Raw genomic sequence first — 15,995 nt, forward strand, 5'->3', positions numbered from 1 at the left:
AGGGGCGGAGTTCCACGCGGCGATCTGGAACTAAATTGCCTGTCGACGTTTGCCCAAAATTAACCGATGCTGGCCGCGTGGCGCCCGCAGCAAATGTTTTGCACAACCGCCATCGGCCTGACGCAAAATCAAGGCATTAAGCCTGTGCACGCGAGGGAGGGTCTCATGGAGAACGTACGTCGCTACCGGGCGCTGGCGTCCCTCTGTCGCCAGCAGGCGGCCTACAGGCCGCTTCAGAACTGGGAACTCCTCGGCCAGGCCGAACATTTCGAACATCTCGCCGAGGTCGCGCTGAAGGCGCATTTCGACGCGTGCAATGCGCAACGTAGCGATGATGCGATCGCCCCCGCGACATGGGAGGCACCCGTCGCGGCGTGAGAGCGCCGGGCCGTCTTCGCTAATGCGACATCAGCGTCGGCACTGTCATCGCCTCCAGCATGGCGCGGGTCACGCCGCCGAGGAAGCGTTCCTGCCAGCGCGCGTGACCGTAACCGCCCATCACCAGCAGATCGAGGCCTTCGTCGGCCGCCAGCGACAGGATGGTCGGCTGAATCTCGGAGCGTGCCGCTGACAGGCCGACCCTGCGCGGCGTGAGCCCGCGCCGGCCGAGATGCCTCGCCAGCTGGCTTGCCGACACTTCGCCCGGGACCGCGTCGGCCTCGTTGATCGAGATGATCACGATCTCCTCTGCCCGCGCCAGGAACGGCGCTGCGTCGCGCATCGCGCGGGCGGCGAGGCGGCTGCCGTCCCAGCAGAGGCCGATCCGCCGCGCCTTGAAGGGGCCACGGAAGGTATAGGGCAGGAACAGCACCGGGCCGCCGGCCTGGAACAGGATCTCGCCGGGCACGTCGTTGTCGAACGAGCCTTGCGCCGGATCGGGCTGGAGCACGATGCTGAGGTCGTGCAGCCGCGCCATCTCGCCGAGCGCGCCGGCTGCATCCGCGGGAATCGCACCGAGCGGATGGCAGGCGTAGGAAATGCCGGCGTTCACGGCTTCGCTCTTGAACACCTCGAGCGCCGCCTCGGCCCGCTCCACCGCGCGCTCACGCTCCAGCTCGAACACGGCCGCCACGGCGGCGCCACCATCCAGGACGTAAGCCGCGCTGCTTGCGACATAGCCGGCCGCGACCGCATCGAGATGGGCGTTGAGGTGCTTCGCGAGCGAGATCGCGCCGTCGATCACGGGACGCATCGGCCTCTCGGTCGGGATGTGGACGAGAATGTCTTTGTACATGGCGCTGCCTCCGATCGATATCGTTCGGTGGCCGCAGTTTTTCACTGACCGAGGGCGCCGCGTTGAGCTGCATCAAATGTCGATTGGCGATTTTTCGCGAGCCGCCGCCGGCTTCGGTACCTTTGCCAAGATTTAATCGTGTGGACGGGACGCCGTAAGGTGCGAACGCCCATGTTGGATGCAAGGCGACACCTGACCCAACATGGACATTTCGACATGAACGATCGCGTCAATTCCGACACCACCACGTCCCGGACAATCCTGAGGCCGCGCCGGCTTGCGCTGCTCGGCACCGTGGCCGCGCTTGGCGTGGCCGTGCTTGCTGCTTCCCCCGGCTCTTCGCCCTTCGGCATGACCTCCCTGGTCACGCCTGCGCATGCTGCGGAAACCGCCGCCTCCACCCCGCCGGGCTTCGGCGACCTCGTCGCCAAGGTCAAGCCCGCCGTCATCTCGGTGCGGGTCAAGATCGACCGGGACAACGACAAGAGTGCGATGCTGCAGCAGAACCGGATGGATTCGGACGAGGATTCTTCGCCGCTCGACCAGTTCTCGCGCGAATTCGGCTTCCGCTTCCCGGAGGGCAGGAACGGTGGCATGAACGGCATGCCGCGCCAGCGTCATCAGGTGATCACGGGCGAAGGCTCCGGCTTCTTCATCTCGCCTGACGGCTATGCCGTGACCAACAACCACGTCGTCGATCACGCCGAGTCCGTGCAGGTCACCATGGACGACGGCACGACCTACACCGCCAAGGTGGTCGGCACCGATCCGAAGACCGATCTCGCGCTGATCAAGGTGGACGGCAAGAAGGACTTCCCCTTCGTCAAGTTCGCCGAGCAGAAGCCGCGCATTGGCGACTGGGTGGTCGCGGTCGGCAATCCCTTCGGCCTCGGCGGCACCGTGACGGCCGGCATCGTCTCGGCCAGCGGCCGCGACATCGGCAACGGGCCCTATGACGACTTCATCCAGATCGACGCCCCCATCAACAAGGGCAATTCCGGCGGTCCGGCCTTCGACATGAACGGCAACGTGATCGGCGTGAACACCGCGATCTTCTCGCCGTCGGGCGGTTCGGTCGGCATCGGCTTCGACATCCCGGCGACGACCGCCAAGCTCGTCGTCGCGCAGTTGAAGGACAAGGGTGCGGTGATCCGCGGCTGGCTCGGCGTGCAGGTGCAGCCGGTGACCGCCGAGATCGCCGACAGCCTCGGCCTGAAGGAGGCGCGCGGCGCGATCGTCGACAATCCGCAGGACGGCAGCCCGGCGGCGAAGGCCGGCATTGCGGCGGGCGACGTCATCACCGCCGTCAACGGCACCGCGATCAAGGACTCCCGCGATCTCGCCCGCACCATTGCGACGCTGGCGCCGGGCACGTCCGTGAAGCTCGACGTCTACCGCAACGGCACCAGCAAGACGATGACGCTGGCGCTCGGCGAGTTGCCGAACGAGAAGCAGGCCCAGGGCGGCAAAGCCGACGAGGGCAAGGCGCAGCCGGGCACCCCGCGTCTCGGACTGAGCCTGGCGCCCGCCGCCGAGGTGCAGGGCGCCGGCCAGAAGGGCGTCGTCGTCACCGAGGTCGACCCGCAAGGACCGGCCGCGCAGCGCGGCATCCAGACCGGCGACGTCATTCTCAACGTCGGCGGCAAGGCTGTCGCCAATGTCGGTGAGGTCCGCGCTGAATTGGCGCAGGCCAAATCGTCCGGCAAGAACAGCGTGCTGCTCCAGGTCAAGAACGCCGAGGCGACCCGGTTCGTCGCCGTGCCGCTCGCGTAAGTCTCTCGTCTTCAACAGCAATTCAAAAGGCGGCCTGCGGGCCGCCTTTTTCGTGCGCGTCTGGAAGATAGCGCGAAGGCCGCCGATAACATTCTCGTCAACGGCAGCATTGGTGACGGGTTCGTCCGAAAAAGCCGCGTTCACTCGTCAGACTTTGGACTCATATATGACCTGCAGGGGGTGGAGTTCCGAACGTCCGGCCGCTTAGTGGAACCGGCCGGTGTTCGCATTTGATCGGTGCCGACATGGATCGATTGAAGCTTTCGCTGAGACGTGCGCTGCTCGTGGCGCCCCTGGTGCTGTCGGCTGGAAGCGCGCTGGGTCGCGACGACGGCCGTTACGCCGATTCGCCGCTCAAGCCGTGGTTCGACAGTCTGCGCAGCCATCTCGGCCCGTGCTGCTCGGACGCCGACGGCTTTGCGGTCTCCGACCCCGATTGGGAGTCGCATGACGGACATTATCGCGTGCGTCTCGACGGTCAGTGGGTGGATGTGCCGGATGAAGCCGTCATCACCGAGCCGAACCGGGCGGGGCGCACGATGGTCTGGCCGGTGAAGACGGCGTTCGGGATTTCGATCCGCTGCTTCATGCCGGGCAGCATGATCTGACGCCGGTTGGCATCACCGCTTGCTGGATTTGCGCTTCGACGATTTCCTTGTCGTCTTCTTCTTGGATGTTTTCTTCGCCGTCTTCCGCTTGGAGGCCTTCTTCGGGACCTTCTTGCCCTTCTTGCGGGCCTTGGACAGTCCGATGGCGATTGCCTGCTTGCGACTCTTCACGCGTCCGCCGCGACCGCCACGGCCGCTCTTCGCGGTCCCCTTCTTGTAGCGGCGCATTTCGCTTTCGACATCACTGCCGGCGCTGCGCGAGTAGCGGCGCTTCTTTGCCTTGCGTGCCATGCATGTTCTCCCTTCGCCGGAAGAAACCGCCCGACACAGGCATCGTTCCGAAATTGCGTCAGCAAAGCTGCGGAAGTGCGCGCGGCCTAGAACGAGTTTGCGAGATCGATCTCCGCCTCAAGCACCCTGATGCGCCGCGCGGCTTCGGCAAAGGACAGGTCCCGCGCATATTGTGCGGGCTGATACGTCTCTTCGCTCAGCCGCTTCAGCTTCAGCCCCTGCGCCCGGGTCATCTGCTCCATCAGAAAAGCCTTGGCGTCGTATTTGCCCTGAACCTGCATGTCCGCTCTCCATTCTGAAATCGTGACTTGACTATATGTTCTTATTTTGTTCTAACAAGCCATGGACAACAGAATTAATCAAATCCGACGTAAAATCAGTGCCTTGAGGCTGGAGATGGCCGGCGTCGAGGCGACTGTGCGCGACCTCGTCAACCGCGATCGCGACTGCACGGAAAAGGCCCTGGCGCAGATGGAGCTGCGCCAGAAGATCAATCTGCTGATCGGCGAGTGGAAGGCGGCTGGGGGTAGCGATGTGCTGCCGGATGTCCGCGATCGTGTCCGGCTTCGTCCCCTCAAGAAAGTAGATCCGGTGCGCGTGATCGCGCGCCGCTGAGAGCCTTGGGAGCGCGCCATGGAGGAAGACCCGGACACGTACCGGATCCTGAAGCTGCGCGCCGAGATTCTCGAACTGGGCTCCGCGATCCGCCAATTGCAGCGCGAGGGGCTCGACGATGCTGCGGCTCAGCTACTGATCACGCGCAAGCGGGCGCAGCTCGACCATCTCGTGAAGATGAATTCCGCGAACGGCGCACTGAACATCACCACTGCGCAACGCGGCTAGCGTGTGCGCGGACGACGTGCCGTCAGGCGCATTGTGTCGAACACCAAAGTACGAAGGCCCCGCAGATGCGAGGCCTTCGACAATTGCAGCGCCTTACTTCGCGGTGCCCGTGCCTTTGGTCATGGTGCCGCCCTGATCGGAGCCGGGGCCGGAGCCGCCCTGACCGGAAGCATCGGGGCTCTTGGTTTTCGTGTTGGCGCCCGTGGTCTGCGATGATGACATCGAGGATCCGTGTTTCGCCTTGTGCGACTTGGCCTGCGCGGCAAACGGAGCGGCGGCAAGGCCGGTTGCCAACATCACGGCGAGAGCGAGCTTGGTCGTCTTCATGCGCGGGAACTCCCTGGGTTAAATTGACGCAGGCAGCCAACTGCCGTTTGTCACAGGAGTTCCCGACAAAGTCGCCCGCCGGATTCACGCGCGCTTCAAGATTCCTTGTCCTCGTCGATGATGAACACGAGGCCTGTGAGCGTCGCGCCGATCGCGAACGTGGTCACCAATGTGAGAGTGAAGACCAGCATCGCCTGGCTTCCGCCGTGATTGAGCAAATTGGCGACCGCCGGATTGGACAAGGTGAGCGCGAGACCGAATGCGAGCCCGAGAGCCGCGCCCATCATCGCATGGGTCACGAGTTTGATGACGCCAGTGGCAGAGATCAGGCTCGTCGGCTTCTTGGGTGTCTTGTTCGCACGCATGGAACCAACCCTCGATTGCACATGCAACGCGCATGGTGGCCGCGGGTTCCATTCGCATGAAGGAATTGTCATCGGCGGCTTCATCCGACGTTCATGCCGGGCTTGCGAGGATGAAGGCCATCAACACGGGAACATTCGCTATGGGTAAGGTCGTCTATCTTTACCGTTCGCTGGCGTACCGGAATGCGGCCGCAGACATGTTGCGCAAGGCGCGCAAGCTGCCCCGCGGAGCCGAGCGTAGCGCCGCGCGCCGTTATGCGAAGGCACTACGTGATCTCGCGCGAACGGAAGCCTGGCTCGAAGGGCGGGTCGCTTGCGAGCCGCGATCGCTGCAGCAGATGACGACGGCCGCGTCCGGCTAACCGGATGCGCGCTGCAATTCGTCGGAGCCGGCCGCCTCGAATTTGTCCGACGTGCTCGTCGCCGCGCTCTTTCGGATCAAGGGCACCTCAAGGCGGCACAACAGGCCCTCGGCGCGCCAATCGAACTGCGCTTGGCCTCCGAGCTGGGACTCCACGCTCGCAAGCAGGCTCCGCGTGCCGAAGCCGCGAGACTTCGGAGTCCTCACCAGCGGACCTCCGGACTCTTCCCATGTCAGCGTGAGATGGTCGTCCTCGACCTGCCAGCCGATCAGGAGCCGGCCTGACCGCGTCGAGAGCGCGCCATACTTGGCCGAGTTGGTGAAGAGCTCGTGCAGCGCGAGCGCCAGCGTCTGCGCCGTCGCCGGCACCAGCTGAACCTCGGGACCTGCCAATCTGATCTGGCCGCCGAGCGAATAGGGCGCGAGTTCCTCGTCGATCAGCTTGGAGAGCTCGGCGCCCTGCCAGCTCGACAGCGACAGGATCGTGTGCACGCGCGCCAGCGCATTGATGCGCCCTTCGACAGCGTTGACATAGGCCTTGACCTCGTCGGCGCGGGTGAGGCGCACGATCGATTGCGCCAGCGCCAGCGCGTTCTTGGCGCGATGATCGACCTCCCGCGCCAGCAGGTTCTGCCGCTCCTCGGCGCGCTTGCGTTCGGTGATGTCCACGGTGACGCCGCTGACGCGCACTACGCGGCCGCTATTGTCGACCGTGGCGGCGGCCGTGCCGACACACCAGCGCACATCGCCGTCGGGCCTGATGATGCGGAACTCCGCCTCATAGGCGCGCGTGCCCTTGTTGAACTCGGCGACGGCCTTGCGCAGCTGATCGACGTCGTCGGGATGCAGCAGGGCCTGGACATTGGCGGGGTTGACCTCGAAATTCTCCGGGCCGACGCCGAAGATGCGGTACTGGCCCTCGTCCCACATCCAGTCGCCGGTGATCCAGTCCCAGTCCCAGGACCCCATCTTGCCGGCGGCGATCGCCATGCTCCGCCGTTCTTCGCTCTCGCGCAGCTTTGCCGTGGAGTTCTCCAGTTCCGCCGTGCGCGCGCGGACGCGATCCTCCAGATCCCGGTTCAACCGCTCGAGCTCGCGGGTCTTGCGGTAGAGCTCGGCAAACACCTTGACCTTGGCGCGCAACACCTCGGGAACGACGGGCACCGGCACGTAGTCGACCGCGCCCATCTCGTAGCCGCGCAAGCGGTCGATGTCGCTGACTTGGATGGCCGAGATGAAGATCATCGCGGTCTTCTGAAAGCGCGGATGCTCGCGGATCATGGCGGCGAGCTCGAAACCGTCGAGCTCGGGCATGCAGACGTCGACCAGGATGACGGCGATCTCGGTCTTGAGCAGCACCTCCAGCGCCTCGCGCCCCGACGAGGCGATCACGAGGTTCTCGCCGAGATCCTTCAAGATCACCTCATAGGCGAGCAGCTTGGCCGGCTGGTCGTCGACGAGGAGGATGTTGACCTTTTCGTGGTCCATTCGCGGATCCAAACTCAGCGATGCAGCCACATGCGGATCGCAAGCAGCAATTGATCGGTGTTGACGGGTTTGGCGAGGTAGTCGGACGCGCCGGCCTCCAGGCATTTCTCACGGTCGCCCTTCATCGCCTTGGCGGTCAGCGCGATGATCGGAAGCCGGGCGAAGGCCGGGTTCTCGCGAATGACGCCGATGGTCTGATAACCGTCCATCTGCGGCATCATGATGTCCATCAGCACGATGGCGATTTCCGGATTGGATTCGACCAGCGTCACCGCCTCGCTGCCGGTGGTCGCCGTCAGCACCTTCATGCCGCGCCGTTCCAGCACGCTCGACAGCGCGAAGATGTTCCGGGCGTCGTCGTCGACGAGCAGGGCGGTCTTGCCGATCAGATCCTCGTCGGAACTGTTCAGCTTCTCCAGCATGCGCTGCTTCTCGACCGGGAGTTCCGTGATCACGCGGTGCAGGAACAGCGCGGTCTCGTCGAGCAAGCGTTCCGGCGATTCCACGCCCTTGACCACGATGCTGCGCGCCATGGTGTGCAGCTCCGCGTCCTCTTCCGCCGAGAGCTCGCGGCCGGTGAAGACCACGACGGGAACGTTCGACAGGGCCTCGTCATTGCGGATCTGGTCCAGCACCTCGAAGCCGCTCATGTCGGGCAGGCGGAGGTCGAGCACGACGCAGTCGCAAGGCGCCTCACGCAGCATCGTGAGTGCGCCGGCGCCGGTGTCGGTCGCTACGATCTCGATGTCGTCGTGATGTAATAGCTCCCGGATCGACATCTGCTCGGCTTCGTTGTCCTCGACGATGAGGAGCCGCTTGCGTCTGGGACGCGCATATTCCTTGATCTGCGTCAGCGCCGCCGCGACGCCTTCGGTCGTGGTCGGCTTGTTGACGAAGGAGAAGGCACCGCGCGCCAGCGCGTGCTGGCGGTCCTCGTCGAGCGTGATGATCTGCACGGGGATGTGGCGGGTCAGCGGATTGTGCTTGAGCTGGCTCAGCACCGTCCAGCCGAGCATGTCGGGCAGGAACACGTCGAGCGAGACGGCGCGGGGCTGGTACTGCTTGGCAAGCTCCAGCGCCTCCGCACCGCGTGCCGCCACCAGCACCTTGAAGCCCTTGTCGCGTGCGAGATCGACCAGGACGCGCGCGTAATGCGGGTCGTCCTCGACGATCAACAGGATGGTATCGCCGGGTTCGAGGTTGAGCCGGTCGTCGGGCAGTTGCTCGATGACGCGCTGCTGCTCCGGTGCGGACGGCTGCAGCGCCGGCGGCTGGCTGTATTGTTGCGGCGAGGGCGCGCGCGGCGCCAGCGTCGGGCCGGAATATTTCAGCGGCAGATAGAGCGTGAAGGAGGAGCCCTTGCCCGGCGAGCTGCGCAGATGGATTTCGCCGCCGAGCAGGCTGGCGAGCTCGCGGCTGATGGCAAGGCCAAGGCCGGTGCCGCCATATTTGCGGCTGGTGCCGGCGTCGGCCTGCTGGAACGCCTCGAAGATCAGCTTCTGCTTCTCCAGGGGAATGCCGATGCCGGTGTCGGACACCTCGAATGCGATCACGGCCGGTGCGGAGTTCAGCACCGGGTGATCCGTTCCCCAGCCGCCGACGGCGGCGGCGACCTTCAGGCGGACCTCGCCTTCGGCGGTGAACTTGAAGGCGTTGGAGAGCAGGTTCTTCAGGACCTGCTGCAGGCGCTTGGAGTCGGTGACGATGCTGCGCGCGAGGTTCGGGTCGACGTCGATCTTGAACGAGAGGCCGCGGTTCTCCGCCTCGTGGCGGAACGGCCGGCCGACGGTCTCGAGCAGGTTGGCGGTCAGGATCTCCTCGGCATCGACCGTCACCGTGCCGGACTCGATCTTGGAGAGATCGAGAATGTCGCTGATGAGGTTCAAAAGATCGGTGCCGGCGCCGTGGATGGTGCGGGCGAATTCGACCTGTTTGCCCGTGAGGTTGCCGTCCGGATTGTCGGTGAGCTGCTGGCCCAGGATCAGAATCGAGTTCAGCGGCGTGCGCAGCTCGTGGCTCATATTGGCGAGGAATTCGGACTTGTACTTCGAGGTCAGCGCCAGCTCGGTCGCCTTTTCCTCCAGCGCGCGGCGGGCCTGCTCGATCTCCTGGTTCTTGCGCTCGACCTCGACGTTGCGCTCGGCCAGCTGCTGCGCCTTCTGTTCGAGCTGGTCGTTGGTCTGCTGCAATTCGCGCTGCTGGGTCTGCAGCTCGCCGGCGAGCTGCTGCGACTGCTTCAGCAGGCCCTCGGTCTGCATCGTCGCCTCGATCGAGTTGAGCACGATGCCGATGGAGTCGGTGAGCTGCTCCAGGAAGGTCATCTGCGAGGTCGTGAAGGAGGTGAGCGAGGCGAGCTCGATCACCGCCTTGACCTGGCCTTCGAACAGCACCGGCAGCACCACGAGGTTCTTCGGGGCGACGCGGAACAGCGCGGAATTGATCGGCACCACGTCCGTCGGAATGTCTGCGACCACGCGCGGCCGCCGGTCGAGCGCGCACTGGCCGATCAGGCCTTCGCCGAATTGCAGCACGCGCTGGTAGGGATAGATGCCGTCGCCGGCGTAGGAGGCGAGCAGCAGGAGCTGCGGATTGTCCTCGCTCTCGATCTGGTAGATCACGCCGGTATGGGCGTTCACCAGCGGCGACAGCTCGGTCAACAGCAGCCGGCCGACGGTCGCGAGGTCACGCTGGCCCTGGAGCATGTTGGTGAATTTGGCGAGGTTGGTCTTCAGCCAGTCCTGCTCGGTGTTCACGTCCGTCGTGAGACGGAGATTCGTGATCATCGTGTTGATGTTGTCTTTCAGCTCGGCGAGTTCGCCGCGGGCGTCGACCTGGATCGACGGTGTCAGATCGCCCTTGGTCACGGCGGTCGCCACTTCGGCGATCGCGCGCACCTGCGAGGTGAGGTTGGCCGCCAGGAGGTTGACGTTGCCGGTGAGGTCCTTCCAGGTGCCGGCCGCGCCGGGCACGTCGGCCTGACCGCCAAGCCGTCCCTCGACGCCGACTTCGCGCGCCACCGACGAGACCTGGTCGGCGAAGGTCGCGAGCGTCTCGGTCATGTTGTTGATGGTGTCGGCGAGCGCCGCGACCTCGCCCTTCGATTTCACGGTGAGGTTCTGCTTGAGGTCGCCGTTGGCGACCGCGGTCACCACCTTGACGATGCCGCGGACCTGCTCGGTGAGGTTCGCCGCCATGAAGTTGACGGTGTCGGTGAGATCCTTCCAGGTGCCGGCCACACCGGGCACCTGGGCCTGGCCGCCGAGCTCGCCTTCGGTGCCGACTTCGCGCGCCACGCGCGTGACTTCGCCGGCGAAGGCGTTGAGCTGGTCCACCATGGTGTTGATGGTGTTCTTCAGCTCGAGGATTTCGCCCTTCACGTCCACGGTGATCTTGCGGGACAAGTCGCCGCGCGCCACGGCCGTGGTCACTTCGGCGATGTTGCGGACCTGCGTGGTGAGGTTCGCCGCCAGCAGGTTGACGTTGTCGGTGAGGTCCTTCCAGGTGCCGCCGACGCCGGGCACGACGGCCTGACCGCCGAGCCGGCCTTCGGTGCCGACCTCGCGCGCCACGCGCGTCACTTCGGCCGCGAAGGAGCGAAGCTGCTCGACCATGGTGTTCAGGGTGTCCTTGAGCAGCAGGATCTCGCCGCGGACGTCCACCGTGATCTTCTTCGAGAGGTCGCCGCCGGCGATCGCGGTCGCGACCTCGGCGATGTTGCGGACCTGGGCCGTCAGGTTCGAGGCCATGAAGTTGACGTTGTCGGTGAGGTCCTTCCAGGTGCCGGCGACGCCGGGCACCTCGGCCTGGCCGCCGAGCTTGCCTTCGGTGCCGACCTCGCGCGCAACGCGCGTCACTTCGCCGGCGAAGCCGTTGAGCTGGTCCACCATGGTGTTGATGGTGTTCTTGAGCTCGAGGATTTCGCCCTTCACGTCCACGGTGATCTTGCGCGACAGGTCGCCGCGCGCCACCGCGGTGGTCACTTCGGCGATGTTGCGGACCTGCGCGGTCAGGTTGCCCGCCATCGAGTTGACGCTGTCGGTGAGGTCCTTCCAGGTGCCGGCGACGCCGGGCACGTTGGCCTGGCCGCCGAGGCGGCCTTCGGTGCCGACCTCGCGCGCCACGCGGGTCACCTCGCCCGCGAAGCGGTTGAGCTGGTCGACCATCGTGTTCAGCGTGTCCTTCAGCTGAAGGATCTCGCCGCGCACGTCCACCGTGATCTTGCGCGACAGGTCGCCGCCGGCGATCGCGGTTGCGACCTCGGCGATGTTGCGGACCTGGGCGGTGAGGTTGCCCGCCATCGAGTTGACGTTGTCGGTGAGGTCCTTCCAGGTGCCGGCGACGCCCGTCACCTGGGCCTGGCCGCCGAGCTTGCCTTCGGTGCCGACCTCGCGCGCGACGCGCGTGACTTCGCCGGCGAAGGCGTTGAGCTGGTCGACCATGGTGTTGAGCGTTTCCTTCAGCTGAAGGATTTCGCCCGACACGTTCACCGTGATCTTCTTCGACAGGTCGCCCTTGGCGACCGCGGTTGCGACTTCGGCGATGTTGCGGACCTGGCCGGTGAGGTTCGAGGCCATCGAGTTGACGCTGTCGGTGAGGTCCTTCCAGGTGCCGGCAACGCCGCGCACCTGGGCCTGTCCGCCGAGCTTGCCTTCGGTGCCGACCTCGCGCGCGACGCGCGTGACTTCGCCGGCGAAGGCGTTGAGCTGGTCCACCATGGTGTTGATGGTGTCCTTCAGCTCGAGAATTTCGCCGCGCACGTCCACGGTGATCTTCTTGGACAAGTCGCCGCCGGCGACCGCGGTCGTCACCTCCGCGATGTTGCGGACCTGCGCCGTCAGGTTCGACGCCATCGAGTTGACGCTTTCCGTCAGGTCCTTCCAGGTGCCGGCGACGCCGAGCACGTTGGCCTGACCGCCGAGCCGGCCCTCGGTGCCGACCTCGCGCGCGACGCGCGTGACTTCGCCGGCGAAGGCGTTGAGCTGGTCGACCATGGTGTTGAGCGTTTCCTTCAGCTGAAGGATCTCGCCCGAGACGTTCACCGTGATCTTCTTGGACAGGTCGCCGCCCGCGATGGCGGTCGCCACATCGGCGATGTTGCGGACCTGCGCGGTCAGGTTCGAGGCCATGAAGTTGACGTTGTCGGTGAGGTCCTTCCAGGTGCCGGCGACGCCGGGCACCTGGGCCTGGCCGCCGAGCTTGCCTTCGGTACCGACCTCGCGCGCGACGCGCGTCACTTCCGAGGCGAAGGAGTTGAGCTGGTCCACCATGGTGTTGATGGTGTCCTTCAGCTCCAGGATCTCGCCGCGCACGTCCACCGTGATCTTGCGCGACAGGTCGCCGCGCGCCACGGCCGTGGTGACGTTGGCAATGTTGCGGACCTGCGCGGTGAGGTTGCCGCACATCGCGTTGACGGAGTCGGTGAGGTCCTTCCAGGTGCCGGCGACGCCGGGGACGATGGCCTGACCGCCGAGCTTGCCGTCGGTGCCGACCTCGCGCGCCACGCGCGTCACTTCCGAGGCGAAGGAGCGGAGCTGGTCCACCATCGTGTTGATGGCTTCCTTGAGCTGAAGGATCTCGCCGCGGACGTCGACGGTGATCTTCTTCGACAAGTCGCCGTTCGCCACCGCGATCGTCACCTCGGCGATGTTGCGAACCTGGTTGGTCAGGTTGTTCGCCATCGAGTTGACGCTCTCGGTGAGGTCCTTCCAGACGCCGGTCACCTCGTGCACCTGGGCCTGGCCGCCGAGCTTGCCTTCGGTGCCGACCTCGCGCGCGACGCGCGTCACCTCGGAGGTGAACACACCGAGCTGCTTGATCATGGTGTTGACGATGTTCGCCGACTGCAGGAACTCGCCGCGGAGCGGCCGGCCGTCGACGTCGAGCTTGACGGTCTGGAGCAGGTCGCCTTGGGCCACCGCCGCGACCGCCCGCGTCACCTCGCGCGTCGGCCAGAGCAGATCGTCGATCAGCGTGTTGACCGACCCTTCCATGTCGGCCCAGGAGCCGGAGGCGAGGCCGAACTTGACGCGCTGCCGGGTCTTGCCTTCGCGGCCCACCACCTGGCCGACCAGCTCGAGCTGCTGCGCCATGCGCTGGTTGGCGGCGATGATTTCGTTGAAGGTGTCGGCGATCTTGCCGTCGATGCCGAGATAGTCGCCGCTCATCCGCACCGAGAAATCGCCGCTGCGCATCGCCTGGAGCGCGAGCAGCAATTCCGGCCGGGAGTCCGGGTCCGACATTCCGTTGGTTTTAGGCTTTGGGACGCGACGACCGGACCGTGATGCAGTTCCGGGATCGAGGTCGCTCATACTGATTCCCCCGCAAGCGTCGGCCGAATCCGCGCCACGACGCAATTGATCAAACTAGAGCGTCAGCCAAATTCGAAATCAAGCGCCAACGTTGCGGCGCTTCGAAATGGAACCCTCTGCTCAGCCCGGCCAAATTAACTGCGCCCGTTCGCGTTGGTTCCATTCGGGGCCCAAAAAGTTTCCGCCTTGGCTAAGGGTTCGTTGCCGCCGATCTCGACTCCCGGGGACGGAACGGAGCAACAGGCCCCCGGTTAGCAGGGACAGGGAGAGCGCCATGCATATGAAAGCAGCATTTACAGCGATCGCGACCATCACCTTGCTCGCCGGTCCGGCCTTGGCACAGGGTGGCGGGCCCAGCGGCCGCGGCTCGGTGACCGGCGATCCCGCCGCAAGCTCCGCCACCCCGCGGGCGGATACGCCGACCACGGGGGCAGCGACCCGGTCGAACCCCAGCGGCAGCGGCACGTCGACCTCTGGAGGCAAGGACGACAATGGGGACGCGGGCCGGGACAAGATGCCGGAGAGCAATCGCACGGTGCGGCCCGAGAGCCAGCAGCATCATCCCAACGACAAGTGAGGGCGGCTACTTGTCCGCCATGGTGCGCTCGGCGTCCTTGACCTGCGCGCGCAGCACCGGAAGCTGCTCGCGTGCAAAGGCCGCGAGCGTCGCATTGTCGGGCCCTTCAGGTAGCGTTCGAGCAGGGTGATGGCGGTCTCGTATTCGGGGATCTGCGCGGCATAGAAGGTGCGTATGTAGGCGGGGCCCTCTGAGGAGTCGGGCTCGGCGAGGCTTGCGCCCGCGGCCGTCTTGCCGACGTGCGGCTCGGCGCCGATCGCCGCCTGGATCTCCTTCAGCGTCTTGTCGCGTTTGGCCGCCTCCTCGGCGCGCAAGGCGGCAAGGTTCTTCACCTCCGCATTGCCCTTCAGGTCGGTGCTCTCCAGAAGGCCCTGCTGAAAGCGGCTGAAGGCATAGAGGCCACTGATGACATCGGTGGCCGTCGGCGCACGGCCGTCCGGCCTCTGCTCGCCCGTGTTGTCGGCAAGCGCGGCGGTGCTGATGAACATCAGGACGATCGCGACGAGAACTCGCATCCCTGACAATGACCGATGCCGTGCGAAGTTCCCCTGATGTTACGATGCGGTAAGGGCGGTTGCGATGCAGGAGTTCCGACCCCACGTCTTATCGATGAAACAGTCTGACATTTTCAGGGATAACGCCGACAACTGCCTGCAGCTTGCCGAACGTGCCGAAGGGCAGCCGGCCTACAAGCGCTACTCGCGCATGGCTGACGCCTGGACGGCGCTCGCGGCGGAGCAGGACTGGCTCGACGGTGAAGTCCCGCCCATGAAGGTCCGTATCCCCCAGGAGCAGGAGGCATAGGCGATCCTGCCGCCGTGAATCCGCGTGTGAGGCCGCGCACGGACTAGAAGTGACCGATCCAGGATCATCCGGGAACAAGTCAATCGTGCCGATTTGCGATTCCAGAAGGAGATTTTGCAATGGCTCCGCGTCTCGCTCTTCTTTCGCTCATTCTCGCCTTCGGCGTCTCGGTCGCGTTCGCGACGGTGACGACGGTGCGGCAGGTGCATCTCGAGAACGCATCTGCCGCGGTCCATGCGGCACATAGCTAGCGCCGGACCTCGCGCGCGCCGGAACGTTCGACGGTCCTGCGCGTAAACGCCTCGAGAGATTCAGAGAGGCGAGAGGACATCATGGCGAATTCGCATCATGGTATCGTCAGGGACGAACGCGGCGAGGAGCAGCCGCGTGACAAGCAGCGCGCCCAGACCGTGCACAAGGCAGATCCGAAGGGATCGCCGTCGCGCGAAGCAACGCGCGATCCCAAACTCACCGACAAGAGCAAGACGCCGGGCTCCGGCGTGATGCCGGACGATTCCGGCGACGCTCCGACGGGCTAGCTCCGGCAAAGGAACGAATCCGCGCGCGACGAGTCGACGGGTTGCTTCCGGTTGTCATGCCCCGGTGCGCCGGAAGCAATCTCCAAGGACGGCCCTGGCACCCACCGTGCCGGGGTCGTTTTGTTTTTGCGGGATGTTGGGATCAGTCCTCTTTACCCTCTTCCGGCTCGTTTTGCGTATGGCCATCGGGGCCGCGGCCGAACACACCGAAGCTGCTCGACTTCACGCCGGCGCCTGCATCTACGCCTACGGCCGCCAGCCCGAACTTGAGCAGCTCGCGCACCGCCGCGGCGCGGGTCGGCATGCGGTGCCTGAACCGGAAATCATCAACTGCGGCCAGCTCTTCGGGTGAGAGCATGACCTGAAGGCGCTCGGCGCGGAGGTCATTCATGGTCGGTCACGCAAAATGAGTAAGATGAGTAGTTTGCTCAACAATCTCATTGGGCGGGAGTTCCCCAAGAGTCGGAAAAATACCCA

General features: G+C 65.2%; 18 protein-coding genes and 1 pseudogene. 10 read left to right on the forward strand and 9 right to left on the reverse strand.

Annotated elements, in window-relative coordinates; translation table 11 throughout:
* Nucleotides 1–165: 165 nt before the first annotated feature.
* The gene (locus JQ617_RS35825) at nt 166–378 is read left to right on the forward strand and encodes a hypothetical protein (RefSeq protein WP_212030480.1); all 213 of its coding nucleotides are present in this window, start codon (nt 166–168) and stop codon (nt 376–378) included.
* 19 nt (nt 379–397) lie between these two features.
* On the opposite strand, the gene JQ617_RS35830 is transcribed toward JQ617_RS35825, so the two are convergent.
* On the reverse strand, nt 398–1,234 hold the full coding sequence (locus JQ617_RS35830) for a universal stress protein (RefSeq protein WP_212030481.1): 837 nt from the start codon (nt 1,232–1,234) through the stop codon (nt 398–400).
* A 216-nt stretch (nt 1,235–1,450) separates the two neighbouring features.
* Here JQ617_RS35830 and JQ617_RS35835 point away from each other — a divergent pair, with 216 nt between their 5' ends.
* Together JQ617_RS35835 and JQ617_RS35840 are read left to right on the forward strand one after the other, a co-directional pair.
* Nucleotides 1,451–3,007, forward strand: coding sequence for a Do family serine endopeptidase (locus JQ617_RS35835; protein WP_212030482.1), 1,557 nt, complete (start codon nt 1,451–1,453; stop codon nt 3,005–3,007).
* 245 nt (nt 3,008–3,252) lie between these two features.
* Nucleotides 3,253–3,615, forward strand: a complete 363-nt coding sequence (locus JQ617_RS35840) for a hypothetical protein (protein WP_026312964.1) — start codon at nt 3,253–3,255, stop codon at nt 3,613–3,615.
* A 12-nt stretch (nt 3,616–3,627) separates the two neighbouring features.
* On the opposite strand, the gene JQ617_RS35845 is transcribed toward JQ617_RS35840, so the two are convergent.
* Complete coding sequence (locus tag JQ617_RS35845) at nt 3,628–3,906, reverse strand: DUF6496 domain-containing protein (protein WP_212030483.1); 279 nt, start codon at nt 3,904–3,906, stop codon at nt 3,628–3,630.
* An 86-nt stretch (nt 3,907–3,992) separates the two neighbouring features.
* Nucleotides 3,993–4,187: a DUF3072 domain-containing protein gene (locus JQ617_RS35850; protein ID WP_212030484.1), complete on the reverse strand. Its 195-nt coding sequence runs from the start codon at nt 4,185–4,187 to the stop codon at nt 3,993–3,995.
* Nucleotides 4,188–4,302: 115 nt separating this feature from the next.
* On the opposite strand from JQ617_RS35850, the gene JQ617_RS35855 reads away from it, so the two are divergent.
* Complete coding sequence (locus tag JQ617_RS35855) at nt 4,303–4,521, forward strand: hypothetical protein (protein ID WP_212030485.1); 219 nt, start codon at nt 4,303–4,305, stop codon at nt 4,519–4,521.
* An 18-nt stretch (nt 4,522–4,539) separates the two neighbouring features.
* Nucleotides 4,540–4,749 (forward strand): hypothetical protein, encoded by a 210-nt coding sequence (locus JQ617_RS35860; RefSeq protein ID WP_212030486.1) that lies wholly within the window; start codon nt 4,540–4,542, stop codon nt 4,747–4,749.
* Between the two features lie 93 nt (nt 4,750–4,842).
* On the opposite strand, the gene JQ617_RS35865 is transcribed toward JQ617_RS35860, so the two are convergent.
* Together JQ617_RS35865 and JQ617_RS35870 are read right to left on the reverse strand one after the other, a co-directional pair.
* Nucleotides 4,843–5,076, reverse strand: coding sequence for a hypothetical protein (locus JQ617_RS35865; protein ID WP_063691767.1), 234 nt, complete (start codon nt 5,074–5,076; stop codon nt 4,843–4,845).
* Between the two features lie 95 nt (nt 5,077–5,171).
* The gene (locus JQ617_RS35870) at nt 5,172–5,441 is read right to left on the reverse strand and encodes a hypothetical protein (RefSeq protein ID WP_212030487.1); all 270 of its coding nucleotides are present in this window, start codon (nt 5,439–5,441) and stop codon (nt 5,172–5,174) included.
* 56 nt (nt 5,442–5,497) lie between these two features.
* Between JQ617_RS35870 and JQ617_RS35875 the strand changes: the two genes are divergently transcribed.
* Nucleotides 5,498–5,803, forward strand: coding sequence for a hypothetical protein (locus tag JQ617_RS35875; RefSeq protein WP_249157800.1), 306 nt, complete (start codon nt 5,498–5,500; stop codon nt 5,801–5,803).
* Here the strand turns inward: JQ617_RS35875 and JQ617_RS35880 are convergent.
* Both JQ617_RS35880 and JQ617_RS35885 read right to left on the reverse strand, forming a co-directional pair.
* Nucleotides 5,800–7,290 (reverse strand): HWE histidine kinase domain-containing protein, encoded by a 1,491-nt coding sequence (locus JQ617_RS35880; protein ID WP_212030488.1) that lies wholly within the window; start codon nt 7,288–7,290, stop codon nt 5,800–5,802. The genes JQ617_RS35875 and JQ617_RS35880 overlap by 4 nt on opposite strands.
* A 14-nt stretch (nt 7,291–7,304) precedes the next feature.
* Nucleotides 7,305–13,598 carry a HAMP domain-containing protein gene (locus tag JQ617_RS35885; protein WP_212030489.1) on the reverse strand — a complete coding sequence of 2,098 codons (6,294 nt, stop codon included), beginning with the start codon at nt 13,596–13,598 and terminating at the stop codon, nt 7,305–7,307.
* Between the two features lie 280 nt (nt 13,599–13,878).
* Between JQ617_RS35885 and JQ617_RS35890 the strand changes: the two genes are divergently transcribed.
* Entirely contained in the window at nt 13,879–14,175 is a 297-nt protein-coding gene (locus JQ617_RS35890; protein ID WP_212030574.1) for a hypothetical protein, read from the forward strand.
* Nucleotides 14,176–14,181: 6 nt separating this feature from the next.
* On the opposite strand, the pseudogene JQ617_RS35895 reads toward JQ617_RS35890, so the two are convergent.
* A pseudogene (locus JQ617_RS35895) lies at nt 14,182–14,690 on the reverse strand (DUF4142 domain-containing protein).
* Nucleotides 14,691–14,784: 94 nt separating this feature from the next.
* On the opposite strand from JQ617_RS35895, the gene JQ617_RS35900 reads away from it, so the two are divergent.
* The 3 genes from JQ617_RS35900 to JQ617_RS35905 all read left to right on the forward strand — a co-directional run bounded on the left by JQ617_RS35900 (nt 14,785) and on the right by JQ617_RS35905 (nt 15,518).
* On the forward strand, nt 14,785–14,979 hold the full coding sequence (locus tag JQ617_RS35900) for a hypothetical protein (protein ID WP_212030490.1): 195 nt from the start codon (nt 14,785–14,787) through the stop codon (nt 14,977–14,979).
* Between the two features lie 119 nt (nt 14,980–15,098).
* Nucleotides 15,099–15,230 carry a hypothetical protein gene (locus JQ617_RS40305; protein WP_257787559.1) on the forward strand — a complete coding sequence of 44 codons (132 nt, stop codon included), beginning with the start codon at nt 15,099–15,101 and terminating at the stop codon, nt 15,228–15,230.
* 81 nt (nt 15,231–15,311) lie between these two features.
* Nucleotides 15,312–15,518 carry a hypothetical protein gene (locus JQ617_RS35905; protein ID WP_212030491.1) on the forward strand — a complete coding sequence of 69 codons (207 nt, stop codon included), beginning with the start codon at nt 15,312–15,314 and terminating at the stop codon, nt 15,516–15,518.
* Between the two features lie 142 nt (nt 15,519–15,660).
* Here the strand turns inward: JQ617_RS35905 and JQ617_RS35910 are convergent, their stop codons facing one another.
* Nucleotides 15,661–15,909, reverse strand: coding sequence for a hypothetical protein (locus JQ617_RS35910; RefSeq protein ID WP_212030492.1), 249 nt, complete (start codon nt 15,907–15,909; stop codon nt 15,661–15,663).
* Between the last annotated feature and the right edge of the window lie 86 nt (nt 15,910–15,995).

This window comes from Bradyrhizobium sp. KB893862 SZCCT0404 (assembly GCF_018130885.1).
Lineage (GTDB): Bacteria > Pseudomonadota > Alphaproteobacteria > Rhizobiales > Xanthobacteraceae > Bradyrhizobium > Bradyrhizobium stylosanthis.